Source organism: Pontibacillus sp. ALD_SL1, from assembly GCF_017355605.1.
Genome location: NZ_CP062974.1, coordinates 2,402,012 through 2,424,481, shown reverse-complemented (window position 1 = coordinate 2,424,481; position 22,470 = coordinate 2,402,012). Strand labels below are relative to the sequence as shown.

General features: G+C 41.5%; 23 protein-coding genes and 1 pseudogene. 20 read left to right on the top strand and 4 right to left on the bottom strand.

The genetic code is table 11. The features are described from left to right. Nucleotides 1-183: 183 nt before the first annotated feature. Nucleotides 184-1,374, bottom strand: coding sequence for a M14 family metallopeptidase (locus tag IMZ31_RS12335; RefSeq protein ID WP_207527658.1), 1,191 nt, complete (start codon nt 1,372-1,374; stop codon nt 184-186). Nucleotides 1,375-1,497: 123 nt separating this feature from the next. Between IMZ31_RS12335 and IMZ31_RS12330 the strand changes: the two genes are divergently transcribed. The 15 genes and pseudogenes from IMZ31_RS12330 to IMZ31_RS12260 form a co-directional block, all read left to right on the top strand. Next, nucleotides 1,498-1,920, top strand: coding sequence for a hypothetical protein (locus IMZ31_RS12330; RefSeq protein WP_207527657.1), 423 nt, complete (start codon nt 1,498-1,500; stop codon nt 1,918-1,920). 37 nt (nt 1,921-1,957) lie between these two features. Continuing rightward, nucleotides 1,958-2,560 carry a hypothetical protein gene (locus IMZ31_RS12325; protein WP_207527656.1) on the top strand — a complete coding sequence of 201 codons (603 nt, stop codon included), beginning with the start codon at nt 1,958-1,960 and terminating at the stop codon, nt 2,558-2,560. 414 nt (nt 2,561-2,974) lie between these two features. Continuing rightward, a complete protein-coding gene (gene paaA / locus IMZ31_RS12320; RefSeq protein WP_371825501.1) occupies nt 2,975-3,934 on the top strand; it encodes a 1,2-phenylacetyl-CoA epoxidase subunit PaaA in 960 nt (319 codons plus the stop codon). A 12-nt stretch (nt 3,935-3,946) separates the two neighbouring features. Then, nucleotides 3,947-4,297 (top strand): 1,2-phenylacetyl-CoA epoxidase subunit PaaB, encoded by a 351-nt coding sequence (gene paaB, locus IMZ31_RS12315; protein WP_207527654.1) that lies wholly within the window; start codon nt 3,947-3,949, stop codon nt 4,295-4,297. Beyond that, nucleotides 4,297-5,109, top strand: coding sequence for a 1,2-phenylacetyl-CoA epoxidase subunit PaaC (paaC, locus tag IMZ31_RS12310; RefSeq protein ID WP_207530391.1), 813 nt, complete (start codon nt 4,297-4,299; stop codon nt 5,107-5,109). The genes paaB and paaC overlap by 1 nt, the downstream gene beginning before the upstream one ends. Before the next feature lie 25 nt (nt 5,110-5,134). Next, on the top strand, nt 5,135-5,620 hold the full coding sequence (gene paaD / locus IMZ31_RS12305) for a 1,2-phenylacetyl-CoA epoxidase subunit PaaD (protein WP_207527653.1): 486 nt from the start codon (nt 5,135-5,137) through the stop codon (nt 5,618-5,620). A 64-nt stretch (nt 5,621-5,684) separates the two neighbouring features. Continuing rightward, entirely contained in the window at nt 5,685-5,993 is a 309-nt protein-coding gene (locus IMZ31_RS12300) for an EthD family reductase (RefSeq protein WP_207527652.1), read from the top strand. After that, on the top strand, nt 5,986-6,762 hold the full coding sequence (locus tag IMZ31_RS12295) for an enoyl-CoA hydratase-related protein (protein ID WP_207527651.1): 777 nt from the start codon (nt 5,986-5,988) through the stop codon (nt 6,760-6,762). The genes IMZ31_RS12300 and IMZ31_RS12295 overlap by 8 nt, the downstream gene beginning before the upstream one ends. Before the next feature lie 10 nt (nt 6,763-6,772). Further along, nucleotides 6,773-7,546 carry an enoyl-CoA hydratase-related protein gene (locus IMZ31_RS12290; protein ID WP_207527650.1) on the top strand — a complete coding sequence of 258 codons (774 nt, stop codon included), beginning with the start codon at nt 6,773-6,775 and terminating at the stop codon, nt 7,544-7,546. An 18-nt stretch (nt 7,547-7,564) separates the two neighbouring features. Beyond that, a complete protein-coding gene (locus tag IMZ31_RS12285) occupies nt 7,565-9,085 on the top strand; it encodes an aldehyde dehydrogenase family protein (protein ID WP_207527649.1) in 1,521 nt (506 codons plus the stop codon). Between the two features lie 93 nt (nt 9,086-9,178). Further along, the gene (locus IMZ31_RS12280) at nt 9,179-10,045 is read left to right on the top strand and encodes a 3-hydroxyacyl-CoA dehydrogenase (RefSeq protein WP_207527648.1); all 867 of its coding nucleotides are present in this window, start codon (nt 9,179-9,181) and stop codon (nt 10,043-10,045) included. Next, nucleotides 10,042-11,241: an acetyl-CoA C-acyltransferase gene (locus tag IMZ31_RS12275; RefSeq protein ID WP_207527647.1), complete on the top strand. Its 1,200-nt coding sequence runs from the start codon at nt 10,042-10,044 to the stop codon at nt 11,239-11,241. The genes IMZ31_RS12280 and IMZ31_RS12275 overlap by 4 nt, the downstream gene beginning before the upstream one ends. 13 nt (nt 11,242-11,254) lie before the next feature. After that, entirely contained in the window at nt 11,255-12,031 is a 777-nt protein-coding gene (locus IMZ31_RS12270) for an enoyl-CoA hydratase-related protein (protein ID WP_207527646.1), read from the top strand. Between the two features lie 117 nt (nt 12,032-12,148). Next, nucleotides 12,149-13,030 (top strand): phenylacetic acid degradation operon negative regulatory protein PaaX, encoded by an 882-nt coding sequence (gene paaX / locus IMZ31_RS12265; protein WP_207527645.1) that lies wholly within the window; start codon nt 12,149-12,151, stop codon nt 13,028-13,030. A 170-nt stretch (nt 13,031-13,200) separates the two neighbouring features. After that, a pseudogene (locus IMZ31_RS12260) lies at nt 13,201-13,461 on the top strand (phosphatidate cytidylyltransferase); the annotation flags it as partial. A 233-nt stretch (nt 13,462-13,694) separates the two neighbouring features. On the opposite strand, the gene IMZ31_RS12255 reads toward IMZ31_RS12260, so the two are convergent. Continuing rightward, nucleotides 13,695-14,819, bottom strand: a complete 1,125-nt coding sequence (locus IMZ31_RS12255; RefSeq protein WP_207527643.1) for a hypothetical protein — start codon at nt 14,817-14,819, stop codon at nt 13,695-13,697. 392 nt (nt 14,820-15,211) lie between these two features. Here IMZ31_RS12255 and IMZ31_RS12250 point away from each other — a divergent pair, with 392 nt between their 5' ends. From IMZ31_RS12250 to IMZ31_RS12230, 5 genes are all read left to right on the top strand, one after another. After that, nucleotides 15,212-15,409 (top strand): cold-shock protein, encoded by a 198-nt coding sequence (locus IMZ31_RS12250; protein ID WP_036781972.1) that lies wholly within the window; start codon nt 15,212-15,214, stop codon nt 15,407-15,409. A gap of 124 nt (nt 15,410-15,533) precedes the next feature. Then, the gene (locus IMZ31_RS12245) at nt 15,534-16,577 is read left to right on the top strand and encodes a zinc-binding dehydrogenase (protein ID WP_207527642.1); all 1,044 of its coding nucleotides are present in this window, start codon (nt 15,534-15,536) and stop codon (nt 16,575-16,577) included. Between the two features lie 160 nt (nt 16,578-16,737). Then, a complete protein-coding gene (locus IMZ31_RS12240; protein ID WP_256438008.1) occupies nt 16,738-18,531 on the top strand; it encodes a sulfatase family protein in 1,794 nt (597 codons plus the stop codon). A 152-nt stretch (nt 18,532-18,683) separates the two neighbouring features. Beyond that, a complete protein-coding gene (locus IMZ31_RS12235) occupies nt 18,684-19,505 on the top strand; it encodes an ABC transporter permease subunit (RefSeq protein WP_207527641.1) in 822 nt (273 codons plus the stop codon). Continuing rightward, entirely contained in the window at nt 19,498-20,577 is a 1,080-nt protein-coding gene (locus tag IMZ31_RS12230) for an ABC transporter permease (RefSeq protein WP_207527640.1), read from the top strand. Before IMZ31_RS12235 ends, IMZ31_RS12230 begins: the two co-directional genes overlap by 8 nt. Before the next feature lie 86 nt (nt 20,578-20,663). Here IMZ31_RS12230 and pflA read toward each other — a convergent pair whose 3' ends face one another. Continuing rightward, nucleotides 20,664-21,410, bottom strand: a complete 747-nt coding sequence (gene pflA / locus IMZ31_RS12225; RefSeq protein WP_207527639.1) for a pyruvate formate-lyase-activating protein — start codon at nt 21,408-21,410, stop codon at nt 20,664-20,666. A 16-nt stretch (nt 21,411-21,426) separates the two neighbouring features. Continuing rightward, nucleotides 21,427-22,440, bottom strand: a complete 1,014-nt coding sequence (gene adhP / locus IMZ31_RS12220) for an alcohol dehydrogenase AdhP (RefSeq protein ID WP_207530389.1) — start codon at nt 22,438-22,440, stop codon at nt 21,427-21,429. Between the last annotated feature and the right edge of the window lie 30 nt (nt 22,441-22,470).

Genomic DNA, 22,470 nt, shown 5'->3' with positions numbered 1-22,470 from the left:
TAGCTTTCATATCGTAACACAAGGTACACAAATTATCCCCTAAAGTGCATTGTAAAGGCTTTCGCAATCCATTAATCTTCAGCTTCAGCGCGTTAAAGAAGAACAGCGTGCCAGACACCCTGCACTGCTTTAGTGCATTAAATGGTGTCAGACACGCTGTTGGTCTTTAAAGGGATAAAGATCTTACATATAGAGGTTGGCGAGGAAGATGCCTAGTGCTTCTTGATAGATTTCTTCGAACTGGGTAAGAGGGAGAGGGCTTATGCCTTTGCCGAGCTCAATGGTATAGCCTGGTCTTTGGTATTCTTGGATATACCAATCCCGGTAACCTGCGAAACTGTCTACTTCGCGAATTGGACGGTACCCACTCACACGTGCAAATTCATTTACGATAACCTCAGCTTCAGGAGGCTCTAAGTTTTCAAACCCCCAAAAAATCACTTCGCCTTGTGTATGGAAGGTGAGAATTCGAGCAAAGTCTCTCTCGTATGTTAATTCAGCCATCGCAACGGACTCCGGCTCTGATAATGGGAAAGGCCCTGGATAATTAAGTGGAGCGGGTTGTTGTTCTTTCCGTTCTGCTTCAATCTCCCATTTTGCAGGATAGTTATTATTTAAATCTACACCTTTAATATTGGCCTTCCAGGAGGAAAAGTCTGTACTTCCCTCATTAATGTCTAAAACGTTAGTTCGATAGGGTTCTTCTTCAGGTAATCCTTCAATAACTAAATCCACCCCATCAGGATCAACCATCGGAACGGTAGACAATAGAACGAGGTCATAAAATGGAAGCATGCTAATTCCTCTGATTTGACCTTGATTGGTTAAAGCCACCAGGAATTCATTAAGGAAGCGCATAATAATAGGGGTTGTAATCCATTCATTTGCATGAAAAGACCCGTTCATATGAAGGCGCTTAGAACCTCTGCCAATTCTGAGTTCTGGTAGCGTTTTTCCCATGACAGAATTTCCTATTGAATCATTGATAATAAATGGATAAATGGCAGTAAGCTGTCTTATATCATCGATCATCTTTTCATAGGTGTAATTCTCTTTTCCCTTTACAACTCGCCAAGTGACTCGAACAGGTACCCAAATGAGTTGCCCCACTTGGAGTGTGTTTGGATTGACTCCTGGATTTATTACTAAAATGGCATCAACAGGGAGACCTCGTTGCTTTGCGAGTGACCATAACGAATCGCCAGCAGTGATGCGAACATTAGTCGTGACAAATCCGGGAATTTTAACAGATTGACCTATAAAAAGCTGATTAGGGTTACTATTACGGTTAGAATCCACGATCAGCTGAAACGGAAGACCAAACAATTGACTGTAATACCAAAGTGAATCACCTTGACGTACAGTTACATCCATTCTGAAAACCTCCTTAGGCGAGCATCATTATAGTATATGAAGGTATAGCAGCCATAAGAATCGTTATTCATTTGGAAGGGATATGGAAATAGATCTCGAAGTAGAAAAGTGAGGAGGGATTTTTTGAATACATCTTTAACTGAATCCTGCAGAGATGTCTTTAGAGCATTTAAGGAACGAGCCGAAAGCATGGATCTTGATTACATGAAGCGGATCTTTTCAGGGAATTTGCAGGCATGGGAAGTTCGAGAAACAGAGGTGGAGACGTTTGGGTACGCTGGAGCAGTTGAAGGCTGGAGTCAAGCGTTTGAACATTTTAGAGGTCAAGATATGGAGTGGGTGTACACAGAAGAGAACGTTATACCAACAGCAGAAGATAAGTTCGTTGCCGTATTTTGGATTTCTCTTATTATTCAAGGAAAAAGAACAACAACTGCCCACTTGTATTGCACAACTTTTGAGAAAGAGGAAGAAGAATGGAAGATTGTGCGTGAATACATAGAGGCAGATCAACCCAATCCATTGCTTGAAAAAGAAGAAGCATAGAGTCAAGCTTAAAGACGTAGGATTAGAGGGAAAGTGGGTGAACGTTATGAAACTTTCCTTCTTATATTCTGCTAAGGGATTAGTCATGTTAACGGCATTAATTATTCTGATTGGATGCATTTTGGGGCACAACATGATACAAACTATCCCTGTCCATATGGCTTTAGTAAGTCTTCTTTATTTTGTCATTCCTCCCATGATTCTTTATAGTATGTCTTCATTCGTCCCAAGAAACATAGCATATACCTCCCCAATTTCGTTAGCCCTTTTCGCCATCATCCTCACTCTTCAACACGCTAGTCCTTTTATCCAATTAGACTTTCTATCAACCTCTTGGATTACGTGGATGCTTTTTGCACTATCTGTGGATGCCTGGCGCCCTTTCTTTATTCAGACGTCAACAACATTCCTCTATGCTAAATGGAGTTTCCTGGCGGTAACTCCAGCATGTTTATTTCTATTAATGGGGGCAGGAGTAGGGCCATCCTTAACAACTGCCTACTGTCTACCTGAAGGGACTTCTCTTAACTCTCTCGAATCAGTCTTAATCCATCCAAGGGTAGACCTCATTGGCTCATCCCTGTTTATGATGGGAACTCACAAAGGAGCACTATATGTTACGAACAGACTAGGAAACTAACCGATTAAAACCCTACACATTCCAATTTAAAGCGACAAGCAGAGCTTGGCGCTTTTTCTATGTTCTTTAAACAAGCACTTGTTATACGCATTACATTAACGAAGAAGGGGGATGAGACTGCAAAAGGATGTTCGATAAGGAAAAGAAGTAATTTTAATTAATTAAAATTTTCAGATAAATATGTTGACAGTTATCTATTTTAACTGTATGTTTGTTGTAAATAGTATTACAGAAGTTTTTGATAACGATAAAAATCCGTCATACAATCAAATGTGAATATTTGATTTTTTATTAAAGTTAAATTGTAAGCGCTTTATTGGATTTGTTTTCCATTTGTGCTATCTGTGCTTAACAGGGTAGAGGAAGTGCCTTTAGCTAACTGTAACGAAAAAGGAGGATCCTTAAATGACGACAATGACAGCATTTGAACGTCTGTCTGATGAAGAGAAGCATAATCACTTTATGCAGAGGATTGAAGCGGGCGAGAAGATTGAAGCAGAAGATTGGATGCCAGAAGAATACCGTATGACGTTAATTAAATTGATTTCTATGCATGGAATTAGTGAGATTATGGGGGCTTTGCCTGAGAAAGAGTGGGTGCCAAAGGCTCCAACCTTAAGAAGGAAGCTAGGGATTATGGCCAAAGTGCAAGACGAAATGGGACACGGCCAGCTTCTTTTGCGTGTGGCGGAAGACTTAATGAAACCGTATGGTAAAAATCGTGAAGACATCATGCAAGACCTTTTCTCCGGACGCCTTAAATTCCATAATGTTTTCCACATGCCAGCTCCTACATGGGGAGATGCAGGATTAATTGGTTGGCTTGTAGATGGTGCAGCGATTATTACCCAAACAAATATGTTGAAAGCCTCATACGGACCATATGCGAGGGCTTTACAACGTATTTGCGCAGAAGAAGTCTTTCATGCTCAACACGGAGAAGCCATTATTATGGCATTAGCTGAAGGAACAGATGAACAAAAGGCGCTCATTCAAGATTCCTTAAACCGCTGGTGGGAGTCATTACTTATGTTCTTCGGGCCGGCAGCAGCTGATACGACGGGCTCCTCTAAGCAAGACACTACGATTAAATACAAGATTCGTACGAAAACAAATGAACAGTTAAGACAAGACTTTTTCACGAAATATATTCCGCGGGTTCTATCACTTGGGCTGGAATTGCCAGATCCGACTATGCGATACGACGAAGAAAAAGGCCTTTGGATTTACAAGCAGCCAGATTGGAATGAGTTTAAAGAAATCGTCCGAAATAATGGACCTAAATCGAAAGAACGCCTTCGCTTACGTCAACTTTCTTATGAGAATAACGCATGGGTACGAGAGGCGTTAAGCCCATCAAACGAAGCTATATAAGGAGGGAAAGTAGTGGGGGATAAAGGAAGAGAATTTTATCAGGAATTTGAAGTGTTCAGTAAACGTACTTTTAAATCACCGTTTCAACATCAGTTTAGTTTGCTCGCACCAAACCATGAACTAGCCGTAGTCATGGCACAAGAAAACTTCATGCGTAGGGAACCTGTGGTAGATATTTGGGTGGTGAAGCGTTCTGATATTCGTATGTTTGATCAAGAAGAACGTGAAGCCTTGCAGCGCTTGGATAATAAGGAATACCGAAACACAAAAGGATACGGTTACCTAAAGAAAAAATGGCGTGATAAAGAACAAGGGATGTTAGATGAGAAAGAGATATTGTCATGGGGAGGGGACGACAAGTGATGAAAACACCGGAGGACGTAAGGGCGCAAGGACACGAAGAGGCTTTGAAAGAGCTTTTACTCCAGTTGGCTGATGATGATTTTATCGTGGCTTACAGAGGATCAGAATGGCTTGGTCTTGCCCCTCATATAGAAGAAGATGTTGCATTTTCTTCTATAAGTCAGGATACGATGGGGCACGCAACGATGTATTATCAACTCTTAGAAGACCTGGGTCTCGGATTGGCAAATGATCTAGCTCACGCAAGAAAATCTGATGAGAGAAGAAATGCCATATTACTAGAAGAGGTGAACGGCCCAGGACACTACTTGGAAGAACCCAGATATGACTGGGCGTTTGCTGTGGTTCGTCACTACTTTTATACACAAGCTAAAAAGATTCGGATTGATTCCTTACAATCGTCATCCTACGAACCGCTCTCTCATGTTGCCATTAAAGTAAACACGGAGCTTTATTACCACCTAATGCACTGGAAAACGTGGTTTAAACAGCTTGTGACTATTCCTGGAGAGGCCAAAGAGCGCATGCTTAGCGCTGTTTCGCGCGTAATGGAAGATGCAGATGGTATTCTTTCGCTTGGACCGCACGAGAAAAAGATGGCAGAAGCAGGGTTCATTGAAGGAGAAGAGCTCCTGAAAAAACGTTGGCTACATGAGGTTGGAGCCATGCTTGATGAGTGTGGTGTCCAAGTACCATTTGAACCGTTGATGAAACGAGGTAATGGGCGAGCGTTAGAACATACTGAAGATCTAACCGATGCGATCGACACGTTAAGTGCAGTGTACCGACAAGACCCTGCAGCAATCTGGTAAAACGCATCCTTAGGAGGGGAAGTCTATGACACTTGTATTGAACACCGTAGAAGAGGCGTTAGAAAATGTGAAAGACCCAGAGATCGATTCTGTCAGTATTATCGATTTAGGAATGGTGGAGCACGTGGAGGTAGAAGAAGGCAATGCTTATGTAGCTTTATTACCAACCTTTATGGGATGTCCTGCGCTTGAGATCATCGAGAAAAACGTCAAGAATGAGCTCCTCACAATTGATGGGGTTCAATCAGTAGAGGTGAAGTTCATTTATAGTCCGCCTTGGACATCAGATCGAATTACACCTCAAGGAAGAGAGCGTTTGAAAGATTTCGGTATTGCTCCTCCTCCTACACAGGTGGAAGCGACAGGAGAATGGCACGTAGACTGTCCATATTGTGGTTCAACTTATACAACTATGGATAATATCTTTGGTCCAACAGCTTGTAGAAGCATATTGTACTGCAAATCCTGTAAAAATCCATTTGAAGCGATGAAGCCAGTCTCAACGATGTAAGGTTTGCTAACGATTCTAGTATTCTTTGAATCCAATCTATTAAAACTTAAAGGAGATGGTATGAATGGTGAAAATGATCGCGTTGTACAAACATCCGGAAGACAAGGAAGCATTTGACGAGCACTACTGGAATACGCATAGCCCGATTACTGCCAAAATTCCTGGACTTCGTGATATGAAAGTGACGAAGATTGTAGGAAGTCCGATGGGCGGAGAAGGTAAGTACTACCTTATGTGTGAGATGTACTATGACAGCCATGAGGCTTTGAAAGAAGCTATGAAGACCGATGAGGCAAAAGCTTCTGGTAAGGATGTTATGGGATTTGCAGGAGAGCTTGTCACGATGATGATTGGTGAGGAAGTGGATGCATAACTTTCAGTTCGTTGAAGCGACGGTGGTGGATGGAGTAGGACTTATTGAACTAAACCGTCCTGAAGTTTTGAACGCGATCAATCGTCAGGTGGTAAGCGAGTTGGTAGAACTAATGACTGCTTTTGATCGAGATCCAGAGGTCGGTGCGATGGTTGTTACAGGAAAGGGAAGAGCTTTTGCAGCTGGTGCTGACATTCATGAGATGGCTGGGGATTCTCCGATAGATCTTGAACTACTTGATCAGTTTGCTGATTGGGACCGTCTTCTATCTATTAAGAAACCGGTTATAGGTGCTGTGAATGGATTTGCTCTTGGAGGCGGTTTTGAGTTAGCTCTTGCATGTGATCTTTTATTTACGACTGAAACGGCTCAATTCGGATTCCCGGAAGTGAATCTTGGCGTTATGCCAGGTGCTGGTGGGACGCAGCAATTAACGAAAATTATGGGGAAACGAAAGGCTCTTGAATGGCTTCTGACTGGAGAGAAGATGTCTGCTCAAGAAGCCCTTCACTTTGGGGTTGTAAACCGTCTTATTGCACCAGAACTCCTCCTTGAAGAAACGATGAAGTATGCTAAAAAGGTTGCCAAACAGCCTCCATTAGCTGTAAGGCTCATTAAAGAAGCAGTAGATAAAGCTGTTGACTATCCTCTTGATGAGGGGATGAAGTTCGAAAGGAAAAACTTCTACTTGTTATTTTCATCAGAGGATCAAAAAGAGGGCATGAGTGCTTTTATGGAAAAACGAAGCCCACAATTTAAAGGGAAGTAGAGGTGGTAATATGGGCGATACCATTTTGTATGAAGTGTTAAATGGCGTAGCAACGATCACCTTGAATCGACCAGATAAACTAAATGCGTTTACTCATAAGCTGAATCATGATGTTCGTAAAGCTGTGAAAGAGGCTTCAACAGACGAAGGTGTTCGAGCCATTGTCATTACTGGTGCTGGTCGTGCCTTCTGTTCTGGGCAAGATTTAAGCGGGGTGGATGAATCCATAGACCATGGTGAAGTACTACGGAACAGCTACGGCCCAATGGTGAAAGAAATTGACCGTTGTGAGAAGCCAATTATTGCGGCTGTAAATGGTGTAGCTGCTGGGGCAGGGTTTAGTCTTGCAATAGCGTGTGATTTCCGTTTGGCTTCAGAAAAAGCTAGTTTTCTAGAAGCATTCATTCATGTAGGGCTTATTCCGGACGCGGCGAACTTATACAACCTACCTAAAATTGTAGGTCATGCGAAAGCTCTAGAGCTTGCAATTTTAGGAGAAAAGATCTCTGCTGAACAGGCTAAAGAGCTCAACCTTGTAACAAAAGTCATTCCAGAAGCAGAGTGGAACCAAGAAGTAAGGAAATTTGCTGAACGACTTGCTTCTATGCCTACAAAAGCAATTGGTCTTATCAAACGGAATATGAAAGCCGGTTGGCAGATGGATCTCCATGACTATCTTGAGAAAGAAGCGTATGGACAACGAATTGCAGGGTTAACAAAAGACCACCATGAAGGTGTTCAAGCATTTTTGAATAAGCGAAAGCCTGAATTTCAAGGACAATAATAAGAAGGGGTGGATCAAATGGCAACTGCACAAGAAACAAAAATGGAACAAATGGCAATGAAGCGTGATCACTACTCAATGATTATTAACGGAGCACGGGTTGAATCAACATCAGGGGAAACATTTACTACATACAACCCAGCTACGGGCGAACCACTTGCGACAGTAGCGAAGGCAACAACAGAGGATGCAGAGCGCGCAGTTGAAGCAGCTCGAAATGCTTTTGATTACGGTAAATGGAAGAAGTTTCCTATCGGTAAGCGTTCTCGCACTTTGAACAAAATTGCAGGCATCATGCGTTCACGATTTAACGAACTTGTTGAGCTTGAAGTTTTAAACAGTGGAAAAACACTTGCTGCTGCTCAAGGTCAGGTCATGCAAGCCATCGAAGACTTTGAATTTTATGCAGGTGCGATTGTAGGTCATAAAGGAGAAGTGAATCCTGTACCAGGCCAATTCCATAACTACACAGAGAAAGAGCCGGTAGGTGTCTGTGCGCAAATCATCCCGTGGAACTACCCGATGATGATGGCTGCGTGGAAAATCGCTCCAGCTATTGCTGCAGGATGTAGTGTGATTGTGAAACCAGCATCTCTTACCCCTCTAACAGCACTCGTTATGGCTGAGATCTGTACAGAAGCAGGTGTACCAGAAGGCGTCGTTAACGTTGTTCCTGGTTCTGGATCAGAGATTGGAAATTATCTTGTTGAACATAAAGGTGTCGATAAAGTCGCATTTACGGGTTCAACTCCAATAGGAAAGAACATTATGGGGAAAGCCTCTGAGACGCTTAAACGTGTCACACTTGAACTTGGTGGAAAGTCACCTAATATTGTCTTTAACGATGCAGACCTAGATTCTGCTGTTGACGGATCTTTATTTGGAATTTTCTATAATACAGGTCAATCATGTGAAGCCCGTTCTCGTATGTACGTTCACGAAGATATATACGACGAGTTTATGGAAAAATTTGTGGCTAAAACAAAGCGCCTTGCACTAGGTGATCCGATGGATAAAGGGACACATATTGGTTCCATCATTAACCGTGATCAGGTCGAAATAATCGATGGATATGTTCAATCAGCTAAAGAAGATGGAGCGACGATCCTAGCTGGTGGTCAGGAAGCGAAAGTAGACGGATTTGAAAATGGCCACTGGTATGAGCCGACCGTGATTGCTGATGTTACCCATGATATGAAGGTGGTTCAAGAAGAAATCTTTGGACCTGTTGTCGTCGTAATGAAATTTAGCGATGAGAAAGAAGTTGTTAAGTTAGCAAATGATAGTGAGTATGGTTTAGGATCTGCAATCTGGACGAAAGATCATGGCAAAGCAACACGCGTTGCGAATGGCATTAAAGCCGGTATTGTGATGGTAAATTGCCCGTTCTCTGCCTTCCCAGGAACTCCATTTGGAGGCTATAAGCAGTCTGGATTTGGCCGGGAATTGAGCACCGAAACGCTTGACCTTTATACGGAAACGAAGAGCATTCTTTCCTACTACGGCAACCGTCCGTTAAATCCACTCGGTGTAGAATAAGGCTAAAGAATGCGAGCGCGAAAAAGAAGCGCCTCGCATTCTTTTCTTTTCATCAAAAAGGTAAGTACAAACCAATTAGAGGAGGTCTACATAATGGTTAAATCAGTAGTCGTGGTCGGTTCAGGTGTTATGGGGCGTGGGATTGCGTATGTGAGTGCTTGTGGAGGTTTTGAAACGACGCTTGTTGATATACAAGAGGAGCAATTAACAGCTGCAAAGTCCGATTTAGATTCTATATTTGATAAAGGGATTAAGCGAGGGAAATTGTCGGTAGAAGCATGTAACGAAGCTCAAGCACACCTTCATTTTTCTACATCCCTAAAAGAAGCAGCTTCAGGAGCGGACCTTTTAATTGAAGCTGTGCCTGAGAAAGCAGAAATTAAAAGGAGTGTTTTTGAAACGGCAGATGCGTATTCTCCTAAAAGTTGTTATTTTGCTACCAATACAAGCACAATGAGTCCAACTGAAATTGCTTCATTTACAAAAAGGCCATCACAAGTCATTGCGATGCATTTCTTTAATCCGGTTCATAAGATGCCTCTTGTTGAAATGATTAGAGGACTTGAAACTTCTGATGAAACAGCAGAAGCGATTCAAAATGTTGCTCACCAGATGGGAAAAGAGACGGTCGTAGTCAACGAATTCCCTGGATTCGTAACAAGTCGGATCAGTGCACTTGTTGGAAACGAAGCATTTTATATGTTGCAAGAAGGGGTTGGTAGCCCTGAGGAAATCGATAAAGCTATCAAATTAGGACTAAATTATCCGATGGGTCCTTTTGAACTTGGGGACTTAGTTGGTCTTGATGCTCGCTTGAATAATCTGAAGTATTTACACGAGAAATTAGGTGAGAAATATCGCCCGGCTCCTCTCCTTGAACAATATGTCAGTGCAGGACGTCTTGGTCGAAAAACGGGGCGCGGAGTGTATGACTATTCCAAGGATGGTGAACTTGTATGAAGGAAGTTGTGATTGTAGATGCGGTTCGCACTCCGATTGGAAGGTATAAAGGAGCTTTAAAGGATATACGACCTGATGACCTTGGAGCCTTAGTCATAAAAGCTCTTCTTGAACGAAACCCAGATCTTAATGCGAATGAAGTGGAAGAGGTCGTATTTGGTAATGCAAACGGGGCGGGAGAGGAAAATAGGAACGTGGCACGAATGTCTGCATTGTTAGCTGGGATGCCTGTAGAGGTAGGTGGTACAACGCTTAATCGTTTATGTGGATCTGGTCTTGATGCTGTGAATTACGCTGCAAGGGCGATTATGGTCGGGGAAGGTGACATCTTCATTGCTGGTGGAACAGAGAGTATGACCCGAGCTCCTTATGTGATGGGCAAACCTGAAACCTCATACTCCCGTGGCAATCGTGAAATGTTTGATACAACAATTGGTTGGCGTTTCGTTAACGACAGATTGGCTGAAGCATACGGGACAGATAGTATGCCGGAGACAGCTGAAAACGTTGCGAAAGAATTTGGTATAACGCGTGAGGCTCAGGATGAGTTCGCTTACCATAGTCAACAAAAAGCGAAAATCGCTATGGAATCGGGGAAATTTAGCCAAGAAATAGTTCCTGTGACGTACTTTGATCGAAAGGGGAACGAAATTATCATCGAAACAGATGAACATCCTCGTCCGGCGACAACACTTGAAAAGTTAAATACACTCAAGCCCCTATTTTCAAACGGTACGATTACAGCAGGAAACGCTTCTGGAATTAATGACGGAGCATCTGCTTTATTAATGATGAGCGCCGAAAAAGCCAATTCGCTAGGACTTACACCCCTCGTTAAATACCGTGTTTCCGCAACAGCAGGACTTGAACCAAGAATTATGGGCATTGGACCAGTCTTTGCAACTAGAAAAGCTATGGCCCGTGCTGGAGTTACTTCATCTGATTTTGGATTAGTGGAATTAAATGAAGCCTTTGCTTCCCAATCGCTTGAATGCATGAAGCAGCTCGAGTTATCACCTGAACGAGTAAATGTAAACGGTGGAGCAATCGCATTCGGTCACCCTCTTGGGGCAAGTGGTGCGAGGATCTTAACCACCCTTATCCATGAGATGAAAAAGCAAGATATAGAACTTGGGCTAGCTACTATGTGTGTCGGGGTAGGTCAAGGAATTGCTACGATTGTTGAGAACGTTTAAGGAGGGTTTACACATGGAAGGGATTCATTGGGAGATAAAAGGTCATATCGCTTACGTAACATTATCAAGACCAGAAGCATTAAATTGCTTTAACTTTGCTACACTACAAGAACTTGTTGAGGTCGTTGAAACTTTACATGTACATCCGGATGTGCGCGTTGTAATCTTTACAGGAGCAGGTGAAAAAGCGTTCAGTGCTGGAGCTGATCTTAAAGAGAGAAAGACTTTAACTGAAACTGAAGTGAGAAGAAATGTAAAGAAGATTGGCGACGTATTTCAAGCTGTAGCTGAGCTTCCTCAACCGACAATTGCTGCCGTGAATGGATATGCATTTGGAGGAGGTTTTGAGCTCATGCTTGCTTGCGACTTCCGTTATGCCGTTGCAGATACGAAAATGGGGCTTACCGAAACAAGTTGGGGCATCATCCCTGGGGCAGGAGGTACGCAGCGTCTCCCTCGTTTAATCGGAGATATGAGAGCTAAAGAACTAATCTTAACAGCGAAGAAAATCACATCGCAGGAAGCGTATAAGTATGGCCTGCTTATGGAAGTAGTGGAGCGAGAATATTTGTTAGACCGATGTAAGGAACTAGCATCATTAATGCTAGCCAATGGACCAGTAGCTGTACAACAAGCAAAGTATGCCATTAATAAAGGGGCAGAGGTAGATTTAGGTACAGGGCTAGCGATTGAATCGAAGGCCTACGAGATTACCATTCCGACAAGAGATCGAGTGGAAGCATTAGAAGCTTTCGGTGAAAAACGTGCTCCTCAGTTTACAGGCAACTAAGTGTGAAAGATCTTAAGAGTCGATCGTCCTCAATTCATGTGCCTTTTTCCATATTCATGATATAATCGTAATAGTTTTCTGAATACGATGAAAAAAGAGATAAAGGATGTTACGGGGATGAATACTAGATCAATGATTTTCACCCTTTATGGGGATTATATACGACATTACGGCAATAAAATCTGGATCGGCAGCTTGATTCGTTTGCTAAAAGAGTTTGGTCATAATGAGCAGGCCGTTCGTGCAGCGATCTCACGTATGAGTAAACAAGGTTGGCTTAAGGCAGAGAAGAAAGGGAATAAAAGCTACTATTCCTTAACTGACATAGGGTTAAAGCGTATGGAAGAAGCGGGAAATCGTATTTTCAAACTGAATCCTGAAACGTGGGATGGGAAATGGCGTATGCTTTTTTACACGATACCAGAAGAAAAGCGTAACTTACGTGATGAACTTCGAAAAGAGCTCGTATGGAGCGGATTTGGTACGATGACCAACAGCCTTTGGATTTCACCAAACCAGCTTGAGGAAAAAGTCTACTCACTTGTAGAGAAGTATGAAATTGAGGAATATGTAGACTTTTTCATTGCTTCTTACGATGGACCTCATGAGAACCAGCGACTCGTAGAGAATAGTTGGGACATTGGGGAGATTAATGAGAAATACAATGAATTTATTGCTCATTATAGCCAGAAATTCATCATTGATAAGAACAAGATAAAAAGTGGAGCCATGAGTGATGCAGAATGTTTTGTGGAGCGAACCAAACTCGTTCACGAATACAGGAAGTTCTTATTCATTGACCCAGGCTTGCCAGAAGAACTCTTACCTGAGAAATGGTATGGAAGTTACGCAGGATCCCTATTTAGTGATTACTACAAAGAACTTGCAGAACCCGCAAACCGTTTCTTCGAACAAGTATTCAGCGATGGTAATGAAATGACCTTAAAAGATAAAGGATACAACGTTCTATCCCATCCGCTAATGCTTGATAAAGAGTAATAGACCTGTAAGACACACCTTTGATTAAAGGTGTGTCTTTTTTACATTATAGAACCGATTAAAGCTGAGGCAGGTCATGTGCTAGAAGAGTGCTTGGTCTTTCTGTGGGGCAACTTGCTTTCTACACTCCAATAAAGCTAACGGATACATTCTCTCAGTCCACAATTAATGTTGTATGTAGTCAATCAGTCGCCCTTCATAAACGAGTTACTCCTTTTGGCATTGTATATGGTGTGTTGGCTGGGGTATTAATTAGCGTAACAGGGTACTTTGGTAGTTTAACAGTATCCGTATTGAAACGAGACTTGCTTATAGGAGACAAGGAGAAATTTGAAACGCTCCAAGGTAAGTATTTAAGCAGGATTGATAGTTTAACTTACACCGCCCCTGTATTTTTTCACGTTACAAGGTATTTCTTTAATTTTATGTAAACATGGCAGGATGAAAAAAGGATAATTGGTTGCTCTGTAGGAGACAATCTAACTAGTGGTAGCGGGGTGGGTGCGAGTAATGCTAGCGAAGGTATCTGTTTAATAGAATGGCATCTTCCTTAGATCTTTTGAATTTTTTACTCATCTCAACACAAGTACCAATGGTTCTCAACTAAAGAGTAATGGGTCTTTTAAATATTGGAAAAAAGGGCAGAAGCTTAAAAGCTTCCGCCTTACGCATCTTGTGTTTCTCGTGCTTCTTCATTGTCCCTAGAATCATTTTGTATTTCTTTATACCTACGTTTTTGTCTGTACCCATAGGTAATGTTACGAACGAGTTCATCATTCTCAAGCCCTGCTCCAATTGCTCCTGCTAGAGTTGCCACAGAGGTAGCAAGCCAAGAAAGTTTAATATAATCAATCATTCCTGCTTCACCTTCTAAACCAGCTTCAGCTGCAAATAATTCAGCGGGTACGAAGACCCGAACAGCTAGGAAGAATAATATAAGAAGCATAGTATAATACAGTAAGACTGCTAAACTTAAAGTAATAACAGTGACGAGATTATAAACTCTTCTTAAATTGTATTTGCTGCGATGAGAAGGTTTTTCCCATAAATTATGGGCTAAGATGATCCAAATAATCATGCTAGATAAAGCTGTCAGCATTAAAGCGATAAAACGAATAGATTGGAAAGCTGCACTAAGTTGCCATAGAGTTGGGAAGATTAAGCCGTATGTACCTGTTGCAAAGGCAACAGCTACAACGCTCTTAAATGAAGGGAAAATCGTCCATGGACGATTGGCGTATACCATTCCCATTAATACACGCAGTCTTCCGTTTATTTTAGGAATGACAATAAAGCGGAGGCTATCTTCTTCATCTTCAGGAACTATTTTGCGAATAGGGGAGAAAAGCTTTGGGAGCTTCTTTTTTCTCTGGTGTTCTTGAGACGTATTATAATGATAATAATGAAGTTCACTAATGGTTTCAAGCACCACTTCCTTAAGCCGTTTTTTCATTGGAACAGAGCCGAAAGCAGGGAGCGAAATTTGAGAAATGCCTCGCCCTTTGTTAATATCAGCTAGCACAATATTGCCGTTCTCGTAGATTGGTAAGTCTGTAAGGCAAATCGCATAATCCCATTTGTTTTTTTGTTTTCGAATTTCGGTTTCTTCCATAATTTCGTTTGCGGTTTCAGCTGCTCCGGTTAGAGGATCAATAATCACATCAATCTCCCATTCTGAAGACGAGTCGATCTGATCAACCAGCAATTCAGGTAAGATCTCAGCTAACTTTTTGGCCATCTTTTCAGGCAATTCTGGGGCTGGTACTAGTCCGACTGCAATGTCACCCACTTCAGATTCACCTCCTTCCATTGTTTTAAGTTAACAATACCTATCTTCCACTCACACTTTCATTTAAAACTAGTTTTATATAAATATATTATGTTAGAAAAATAAAGTAAGAGTTAAGGCTGATAAGTTGGAGAGTATTAACAAATTGAAGAGACTTTCATCTCTCAAAGGACGATCTTGGCATTTTGTTTTAGGAAGACATGTAGAAAAATAAAATTTTTAGCATCTATTGACGAAATGGTCTCTCACTGTTAAAGTAGTAATTACTTATTCTTGTTCGGATTTATAATGAAAGAAAAAGTTACTCAAGCAAGTACTTTAGTCTGGAATGAATTTTTGAGAGCAATAATAGTAATACAATGTGGACTAGATCCACGCAGGAGGCAACAAACATGTTACAAGGTACAGTAAAATGGTTCAACGCAGAAAAAGGTTTCGGATTTATTGAAGTAGAAGGTCAAGACGATGTATTCGTTCACTTCTCTGCTATCCAAGAAGAAGGTTTCAAAACTCTAGAAGAAGGCCAAGCAGTTTCATTCGAAGTTGTTGAAGGCGACCGTGGCCCACAGGCTGCTAACGTTCAAAAGTAATTGAACGAATTAGAAAGAAGCTCTCCTATCGGAGGGCTTCTTTTTTTTATGGTATAGTGAATGAATTAGTTTAGGTTAAACCAATCTAAAGATACATAAAGAGCATCAATAGGAGGATTCTATAATGAAAGCAGTTCAAGTAACAGGATATGGTGATGTAGACAAACTCGAGATTGTAGATATAGAGCGACCTTCACCAAAAGCTAACGAGGTGCTCGTTAAAGTTATGGCTTGTGGGATAAACAATACAGAGATTTGGATGAGAGAAGGAGCCTATGGAACTGGCTCAAAATCAGGATGGCGTCCAGAAGGTGTGAAGTTTCCGAGAACACCTGGCTCAGATATTACTGGAGAAATTGTAGAAGTTGGAGAAGCAGTTAGCAAGACGATGATGGGTAGATCTGTTGTCCTTTTCCCGTTCACCTCAAGTGGTGAAGAAGGGGCTGAACACATTTCAGAAGATATGTCGTTTATCGGTTCTGAGTATGATGGAGGATACGCTGAGTATGTCGTTTGGCCAGCAGATCTATGTTACGAAATGCCACTAACGGATTACATACAGAGTGCCGTCTTTTCTGTAAGTGGAATGACAGCTTGGCATATGGTTGAGCAAATTCAGCCTATTGCTTCAGAGACCATTTTGGTAACTGGGGCAAACGGTGGAGTTGGCTCATTGAATGTGCAAATTGCTGCTCATGTATTTGGAGCAAAGGTAATTGCCGTTGTTGGAGACTTGGCTCTTGGAAATAAAATGAAAGAACTTGGCGCCGCGCATGTCGTTTCGTATAAGGCAGAGAATTTGGCCGAGGAAATACTCGAGGCAAATGGTGGTCCTATTGACTCAGTACTTGATGTAGTAGGGGATCCGTTATTTGATACTTCTCTACATGTGTTAAAAAAAGGCGGGAAGTTTTGTACGTCAGGTTCCGCAGGCGGCCAGAAGACTGAACTTGATCTTAGAACATTATACTTAAAGCATCTTACGTTTTATGGGTCCGTATTAGGAACACGCGAAGAATTTAAGCGAATGCTCCAAGCGATCTCTGAAGGAAAAATTAAGCCAGTGCTTGATCGTACGTTCCCACTTAGTGAAGCGAAAGAAGCTCAAACATATTTTAAACAATCTGGGAAAGTTGGAAAGATTGTATTGGTACCTGAAGAAGAATAGTAAAGGGAAGTTATGAGAGAAGAGCCGGTGTGTTCTTCTCTCTTTCGTTGACCTAGAGATTATCAACTCAGTAAGCTCCCTCCTAACTGAATATACTTGTATACAGTTACGTATACATAATTAGGTTAAATCGTTTTAATAACAGTAAGGGGGAGAACCGGTGAGTAAATTTGAGAATGGTTCAAAACAGCTCCGAAAGAAGCCTAATTTTCTTATACTAATGGTCGACCAGGAAAGGTACCCATCCGTTTATGAGACTACTGAAATTAAGAAATGGCGAAAGGAATATCTTGTTACTCAAGAACTGCTGAAGGAAAATGGATTGGAATTTCAACGCCATTATGCTGGAAGTGCAGCTTGTTCACCAAGTCGGGCCACTCTGTATACAGGGCAGTATCCATCTTTGCATGGTGTTACACAAACGAGCGGGGCAGCTAAGAGTGCCTATGATCCAGATATGTTTTGGCTTGATCCAAATGCGGTTCCAACGTTTGGGCATTATTTTATAGCTGCAGGTTATCGGACATTCTGGAAAGGGAAATGGCACGCTTCTGAAGAAGATATCCTCATTCCGGGTACGAAAAATGCTTATCCAAGCTACTCCCAAACTGGGGTGCCAATACCGGCTAACGTTAATACTTACCTTCTTGGAGACCGATTAAATCAGTACGGCTTTTCAGGATGGGTGGGTCCTGAACCTCATGGCAGTTCTCCGCGTAACACAGGTTCTTCGGCAGCTATTGGAATAGCTGGGAGAGACCAGATCTATGCAGATGAGACAGCCCGATTAATTCACTCTCTTGAAAAAGAGGAGGACACCTCTCCTTGGCTTATCATGTGTTCTTTCGTAAATCCTCATGACATCGCAGTTTTTGGAGAGATAACAGAGCTTAGTCCACTTTTTAATTTTCCGATTGATCCATCCGTTCCCCGTATCCCTAAAGCCCCGACGAGTAATGAGTCTCTGTCAACGAAGCCTGATGCTCAAGAGAGCTACAAGCGTACCTACCCACTAGCCCTGCAGCCTATAAAGGATAATCTATTTTATCGTCAACTCTATTATTCCCTACAGAAAAAGGTAGATGACGAAATGTTGAAAGTTTTCAAGGCTCTTGAGCAGTCTTGCTTCTATGAAGATACGATTGTCTTGTTTCTATCCGATCATGGAGAGTTATTAGGAGCGCACGGCGAGCTCTATCAGAAGTGGTATAACACGTATGAAGAATCCATCCATGTTCCTTTGATTATTCATAACCCCAAACTTCTTTCGGGTCGAGAATATACAGACATGATAACGAGTCACGTCGATGTATTACCGACGATGTTGGGGCTGGCTGGTGTGGACCCGTCACAGATACAGAACGAATTAGCAAAAAGTCATACTGAAGTGCACCCACTAGTAGGGCGTGATTTATCACCATTGTTAATAGGCAAAACACAATTTTTTCGAGCAAATGAACCAGTGTATTTTATGACAGATGACGATTTTACTAGAGGGCTAAATCAAGTAAGTGTGTCAGGGAAATCTTATGAGTCAGTCGTGCAACCGAATCATATAGAAGCAATTATTACTACAATGTTAACAGGTAAGGATAGGGTGGAAGAAGTATGGAAGTTTTCGAGATATTATGATAATCCACAATTTTGGAGTAATCCAGGGATTGATGATCAGACCGTGGTACAACGGGGAGACAGCTATAAAGAATGTGACGACCAGATAGGTCTGTGCATCACGGAAACGAAGGAAGAGCCTGTCCCTGATCAGTTTGAGCTCTATAATCTTACTCTGGATCCTCTTGAACAGGAGAACTTAGCCAACGAAGCCTTTCAGACACCTGAATCAAGGGTTATCATGAATCTGTTAAATTCAGCACTTGAAGAACAATGTCGTCAAAAGCGTTTATCTCCAACAAGCGGCTCGGTAACTGGTATGCCTTCTTGTAATGATAAATAGGTCAACAAGAGGTGAAGTACGAGGGTTATAAAGCCTATTCCACTATAAAAATAACCTAAGTGTCGAACTAAGACGCTTAGGTTATTCTTTTTTACTGAAAACTATTACAATTATGACAATATTATGGCAATATATGTATTGGAGGTGGAGTTATGAAAAACTCGATCATTCAAGGTATAGTAATGATTATTATGTTGTTGGTTGTTTCTTCTGCACCATTTGTGATCATAAATTCATTTGAAGGTGTGGAAATCGAGTATGCGATGATGATTGAACTGTTAAAAAGTATTCCCTCTATAGATTGGCTAGATCGTATAGACGCTGCATTTATAGAACGTATGGTTAGAACGTTTGTCCTCTTACTAGTAGCAATGCTAATAGGATTAACATTTGCACTAGTGCTTGGATTATTTGTTGCTCGTTTTAAAGTATTTCGACTATTCCGTGGGTTAATTGAAATGATTGCGATTGTACCTGATTTCATTATTATTATCTTTTCTGTTGTCATTGGTGTGCAAATCTATCAATGGACAGGTGTCCGTGTGCTGAGTTTTATGCCAGATAAGAATACGGCTCATTTTTGGTTTCCTGTCATTGTGTTATCAATTGCTCCTGCTCTTTATTTCTTAAAGCTTATACATGTTCGCTTCCTGCACATTAGTGGAGAGGATTATGTTCGAACAGCTGTCTCGAAAGGATTAGATATCACGACAATTAACTTGCAGTATGTATATCGAAATATGCAACCGTTTATACACGCTGAATTGACGAAGGGACTATCCCTTACGATTGGAAATTTGTTTATCGTAGAATATTTATTAAATGTGATCGGATTAACACATTACATATTTGCTGTTAAAGATTTTCCGGCAACGTTACTTGGGTTATGTGCCATACTCATTATAGCTTTATTCGTTTTTCTTATTATTAAATTTGTTCTCTTTTTATTTAGAAAGGGTTTAATCTATGAATAGAATACGTCAAATGAATCTTCCATTGTATATAGGCTTTTTCTTAGTGTTAGTGTTTATCTTTATTGCAGTAGCGGGCCCAAAACTAGCTTTACACCCCTTAGATCATAAAGTAGAAGTAGAATATCAAATAATAGATGGTAAAGGGATCGTGGTGGCGCCACCTGTTCAGGCGTTTACCGTTCCAGACTATCCACTTGGAACAGATAAGTACGGTTACGATCTCTTAACAAAACTTTTGTATGGTGCAAAATATACGATTGGAATTGCTATAGCAACAGCTTTACTTAAGATGGTGCTTGGGAGTGTGATAGGCCTTTATGCCGGGTCCTTAAAATCAGAATGGTCCTTTTGGAAAGCGGTCGAAAACTCGGTCAGTTATATACCGGTGTTTTTAATTCTATATTTTGTACTTCAACCTATCACGGTCAATCCCAGCCTTAAATCTATTGATCTTATTCTCGTGTTTATTTTTGTGATGACGGTGTTAAGTTTGCCAAGTACGATCGCATCGGTACGTAAACAAACAAGAGAAATCGTGAAGAAAGAATACGTTGAAGTAGCCAAAACACTCGGTGCTCGCCGTAACAGGCTTATATGGAAGCATATCTTTCCTCAGTTGAAAGAAGGGCTTCTGATTATGTTTGTTATGGAAATTGTATTTGTAATAACGGTCATGGGTCAGCTTGGAATTTTCCACTTATTTATGGGGGGGACCATTAAGCAAACCATGCCTACCATCTATTTATCTATGACAAACGAATGGGCAGGATTAATTGGACAGTCCCGAGGTCATATTTTTGGGAATCACTTTATTTTGATGGTTCCACTAGTAGCGCTTGTTCTAGCAACAAGTTCATTTGTCTTATTAGCAAGAGGGCTGCAAAACCATTTCCAAACGGACTATCAGAAAGCACCATGGATTCCGACGGGGCGCACTTCCCATCAGCCGCTTCCTAAAATGAAGATGAAAATGGGTGACCGCTTAAAGGTTACACCAGGATTTATCATTATGGGAGTATTTCTTTTATTATTTGCGGTAAGTATGGTGTTAGTATTGGGAGAAGTGGTCTGAATGGTCAGTGGACTAAAAAGATAAATGAGTTAAATAGAGAAGGCACACACTAAAGAACACCGAATTCTAACGTATTCGGTATTCTTTTAGTAAACTTGTATATTTGTTGGGTTGTGAAGAATATGTGTTGCCTCATTTACTTGTTCTTTGGAAGGTGGCTCTACACCTTCAAGTGGGTAAGGGACACCTAAGTTCTTCCATTTATATACGCCAAGCTTGTGATAAGGAAGAACTTCGATTTTCCGAACGTTTGAAAGAGTACTAATAAAGCGAGATAATTCAATTAAATCTTCTGGATTATCATTCCTTGTAGGTACCAGGACATGACGGACCCATACCGGTACATTCTTGTCAGAAAGGAGGGTAGCAAACCGTAATATATGTTTGTTCGTCATTCCAGTTAGCTCTTTGTGCTTGTCGGGTTTGATTTGTTTTAAGTCAAGAAGAACAAGGTCAGTCATCTCTAACAACTTATCGAGTTTCTTCAGAAAGTAAGGGGAGCTATTAAAGCAACCTCCTGATGTATCAAGGGTGGTGTGGACATCAATAGACTTTAGTGCTTTAAATAGCTCGATTAAGAAATCAATCTGGAGGAGTGGTTCACCGCCGCTAACCGTAACTCCTCCGTTTGATGCTTGAAAAAAGGGGAGAAAGTCTTTCACTTCTGCCACAATCTCTTCTACGGATTTCTCAATTCCTCCGTTCAATGTCCACGTATCAGCGTTGTGACAGAACTGACAACGAAGCAGGCAACCTTGCATGAAGAGCACATATCGAATACCTGGACCGTCAACTGCACCGCACGTTTCTATAGAATGGATACGTCCTTTCATGAAGGTCACCTCCTAATTAATTGTTTACTAATACAATTCTTCCGTTTATTTTACCAGCTTCTAAATCTGCGAAAATCTCATTAATATCTTCTAAATGTTTGGTTTCTACAATGGTCTTAACCTTACCTTCTGATGCTAATTGAAGCGTTTCTTGCAAGTCTTTTCGTGTTCCTACAATGGATCCTACAATGCTTACGCCATTCAATACAGTATCAAAGATTGGAACTTCCATTGTCTCTGGTGGTAAGCCGACAGCTACACATTTACCACCACGCTTTACCGCTCGATAAGCTTCGCCAAAAGCTTTCTTAGAGACGGCTGTGCAGATAGAGGCTTGCACTCCTCCGACCTCATGTTGAATTCGTTTAGCAGAGTCACCGTTCATTGGATTTGTGACTTTATCTGCACCAAGCTCTTTAGCTAGCTCAAGTTTTTCATCAAACGTATCCACTGCAATGACGTTGAATCCCATCGCTTTCGCGTATTGAACTGCAACGTGACCAAGACCTCCAATACCATAGATCGCTACCCAATCTCCTGGTTTGGCTTCACCAACTTTAAGAGCTTTGTACGTGGTCACTCCAGCACAGAAGAGAGGGGCAGCTTCAACATAGTCCAGATTGTCAGGGATGGTCACTACATAGTTCGCGTTTGCCAGGCAATATTCTGCATAGCTTCCGTCAATGGAATAGCCAGCATTTTGTTGATCTTTACAAAGCGTTTCACGGCCGGTTAAGCAATATTCACAGTGACCGCATGCAGAATAGAGCCACGGAATTCCAACTCGGTCTCCAACTTTCAAGTGAGTAACATCAGGACCAACCTCAACAACTTCACCTACGCCTTCATGACCTGGGATTAATGGTAATTTAGGTTTTACAGGCCAGTCACCGTGAGCCGCGTGGAGGTCGGTATGACAAACACCACTTGCTTTAATGTGAACAAGGACCTGGCCGTTTCCTGCGTGTGGTTTAGGAACGGTTTGGACTTCAAGGTTTTCTTTAAATTGATGAACAACAGCTGCTTTCATTGTATCGTGATTTGTACACATCTTTTGTTT

What these genes read in the sequence shown, in the direction of transcription:
- IMZ31_RS12285 (WP_207527649.1), top strand. Translation starts at nt 7,565, where the DNA reads ATGGCAACTGCACAAGAAACAAAAATGGAACAAATGGCAATGAAGCGT.
- IMZ31_RS12270 (WP_207527646.1), top strand. Translation starts at nt 11,255, where the DNA reads ATGGAAGGGATTCATTGGGAGATAAAAGGTCATATCGCTTACGTAACA.
- IMZ31_RS12300 (WP_207527652.1), top strand. Translation starts at nt 5,685, where the DNA reads ATGGTGAAAATGATCGCGTTGTACAAACATCCGGAAGACAAGGAAGCA.
- paaC (WP_207530391.1), top strand. Translation starts at nt 4,297, where the DNA reads ATGAAAACACCGGAGGACGTAAGGGCGCAAGGACACGAAGAGGCTTTG.
- IMZ31_RS12335 (WP_207527658.1), bottom strand. Translation starts at nt 1,374, where the DNA reads ATGGATGTAACTGTACGTCAAGGTGATTCACTTTGGTATTACAGTCAA.
- paaA (WP_371825501.1), top strand. Translation starts at nt 2,975, where the DNA reads ATGACAGCATTTGAACGTCTGTCTGATGAAGAGAAGCATAATCACTTT.
- paaX (WP_207527645.1), top strand. Translation starts at nt 12,149, where the DNA reads ATGAATACTAGATCAATGATTTTCACCCTTTATGGGGATTATATACGA.
- IMZ31_RS12230 (WP_207527640.1), top strand. Translation starts at nt 19,498, where the DNA reads ATGAATAGAATACGTCAAATGAATCTTCCATTGTATATAGGCTTTTTC.
- IMZ31_RS12245 (WP_207527642.1), top strand. Translation starts at nt 15,534, where the DNA reads ATGAAAGCAGTTCAAGTAACAGGATATGGTGATGTAGACAAACTCGAG.
- IMZ31_RS12235 (WP_207527641.1), top strand. Translation starts at nt 18,684, where the DNA reads ATGAAAAACTCGATCATTCAAGGTATAGTAATGATTATTATGTTGTTG.
- adhP (WP_207530389.1), bottom strand. Translation starts at nt 22,440, where the DNA reads ATGAAAGCAGCTGTTGTTCATCAATTTAAAGAAAACCTTGAAGTCCAA.
- paaD (WP_207527653.1), top strand. Translation starts at nt 5,135, where the DNA reads ATGACACTTGTATTGAACACCGTAGAAGAGGCGTTAGAAAATGTGAAA.
- IMZ31_RS12280 (WP_207527648.1), top strand. Translation starts at nt 9,179, where the DNA reads ATGGTTAAATCAGTAGTCGTGGTCGGTTCAGGTGTTATGGGGCGTGGG.
- IMZ31_RS12250 (WP_036781972.1), top strand. Translation starts at nt 15,212, where the DNA reads ATGTTACAAGGTACAGTAAAATGGTTCAACGCAGAAAAAGGTTTCGGA.
- IMZ31_RS12275 (WP_207527647.1), top strand. Translation starts at nt 10,042, where the DNA reads ATGAAGGAAGTTGTGATTGTAGATGCGGTTCGCACTCCGATTGGAAGG.
- IMZ31_RS12295 (WP_207527651.1), top strand. Translation starts at nt 5,986, where the DNA reads ATGCATAACTTTCAGTTCGTTGAAGCGACGGTGGTGGATGGAGTAGGA.
- IMZ31_RS12290 (WP_207527650.1), top strand. Translation starts at nt 6,773, where the DNA reads ATGGGCGATACCATTTTGTATGAAGTGTTAAATGGCGTAGCAACGATC.
- pflA (WP_207527639.1), bottom strand. Translation starts at nt 21,410, where the DNA reads ATGAAAGGACGTATCCATTCTATAGAAACGTGCGGTGCAGTTGACGGT.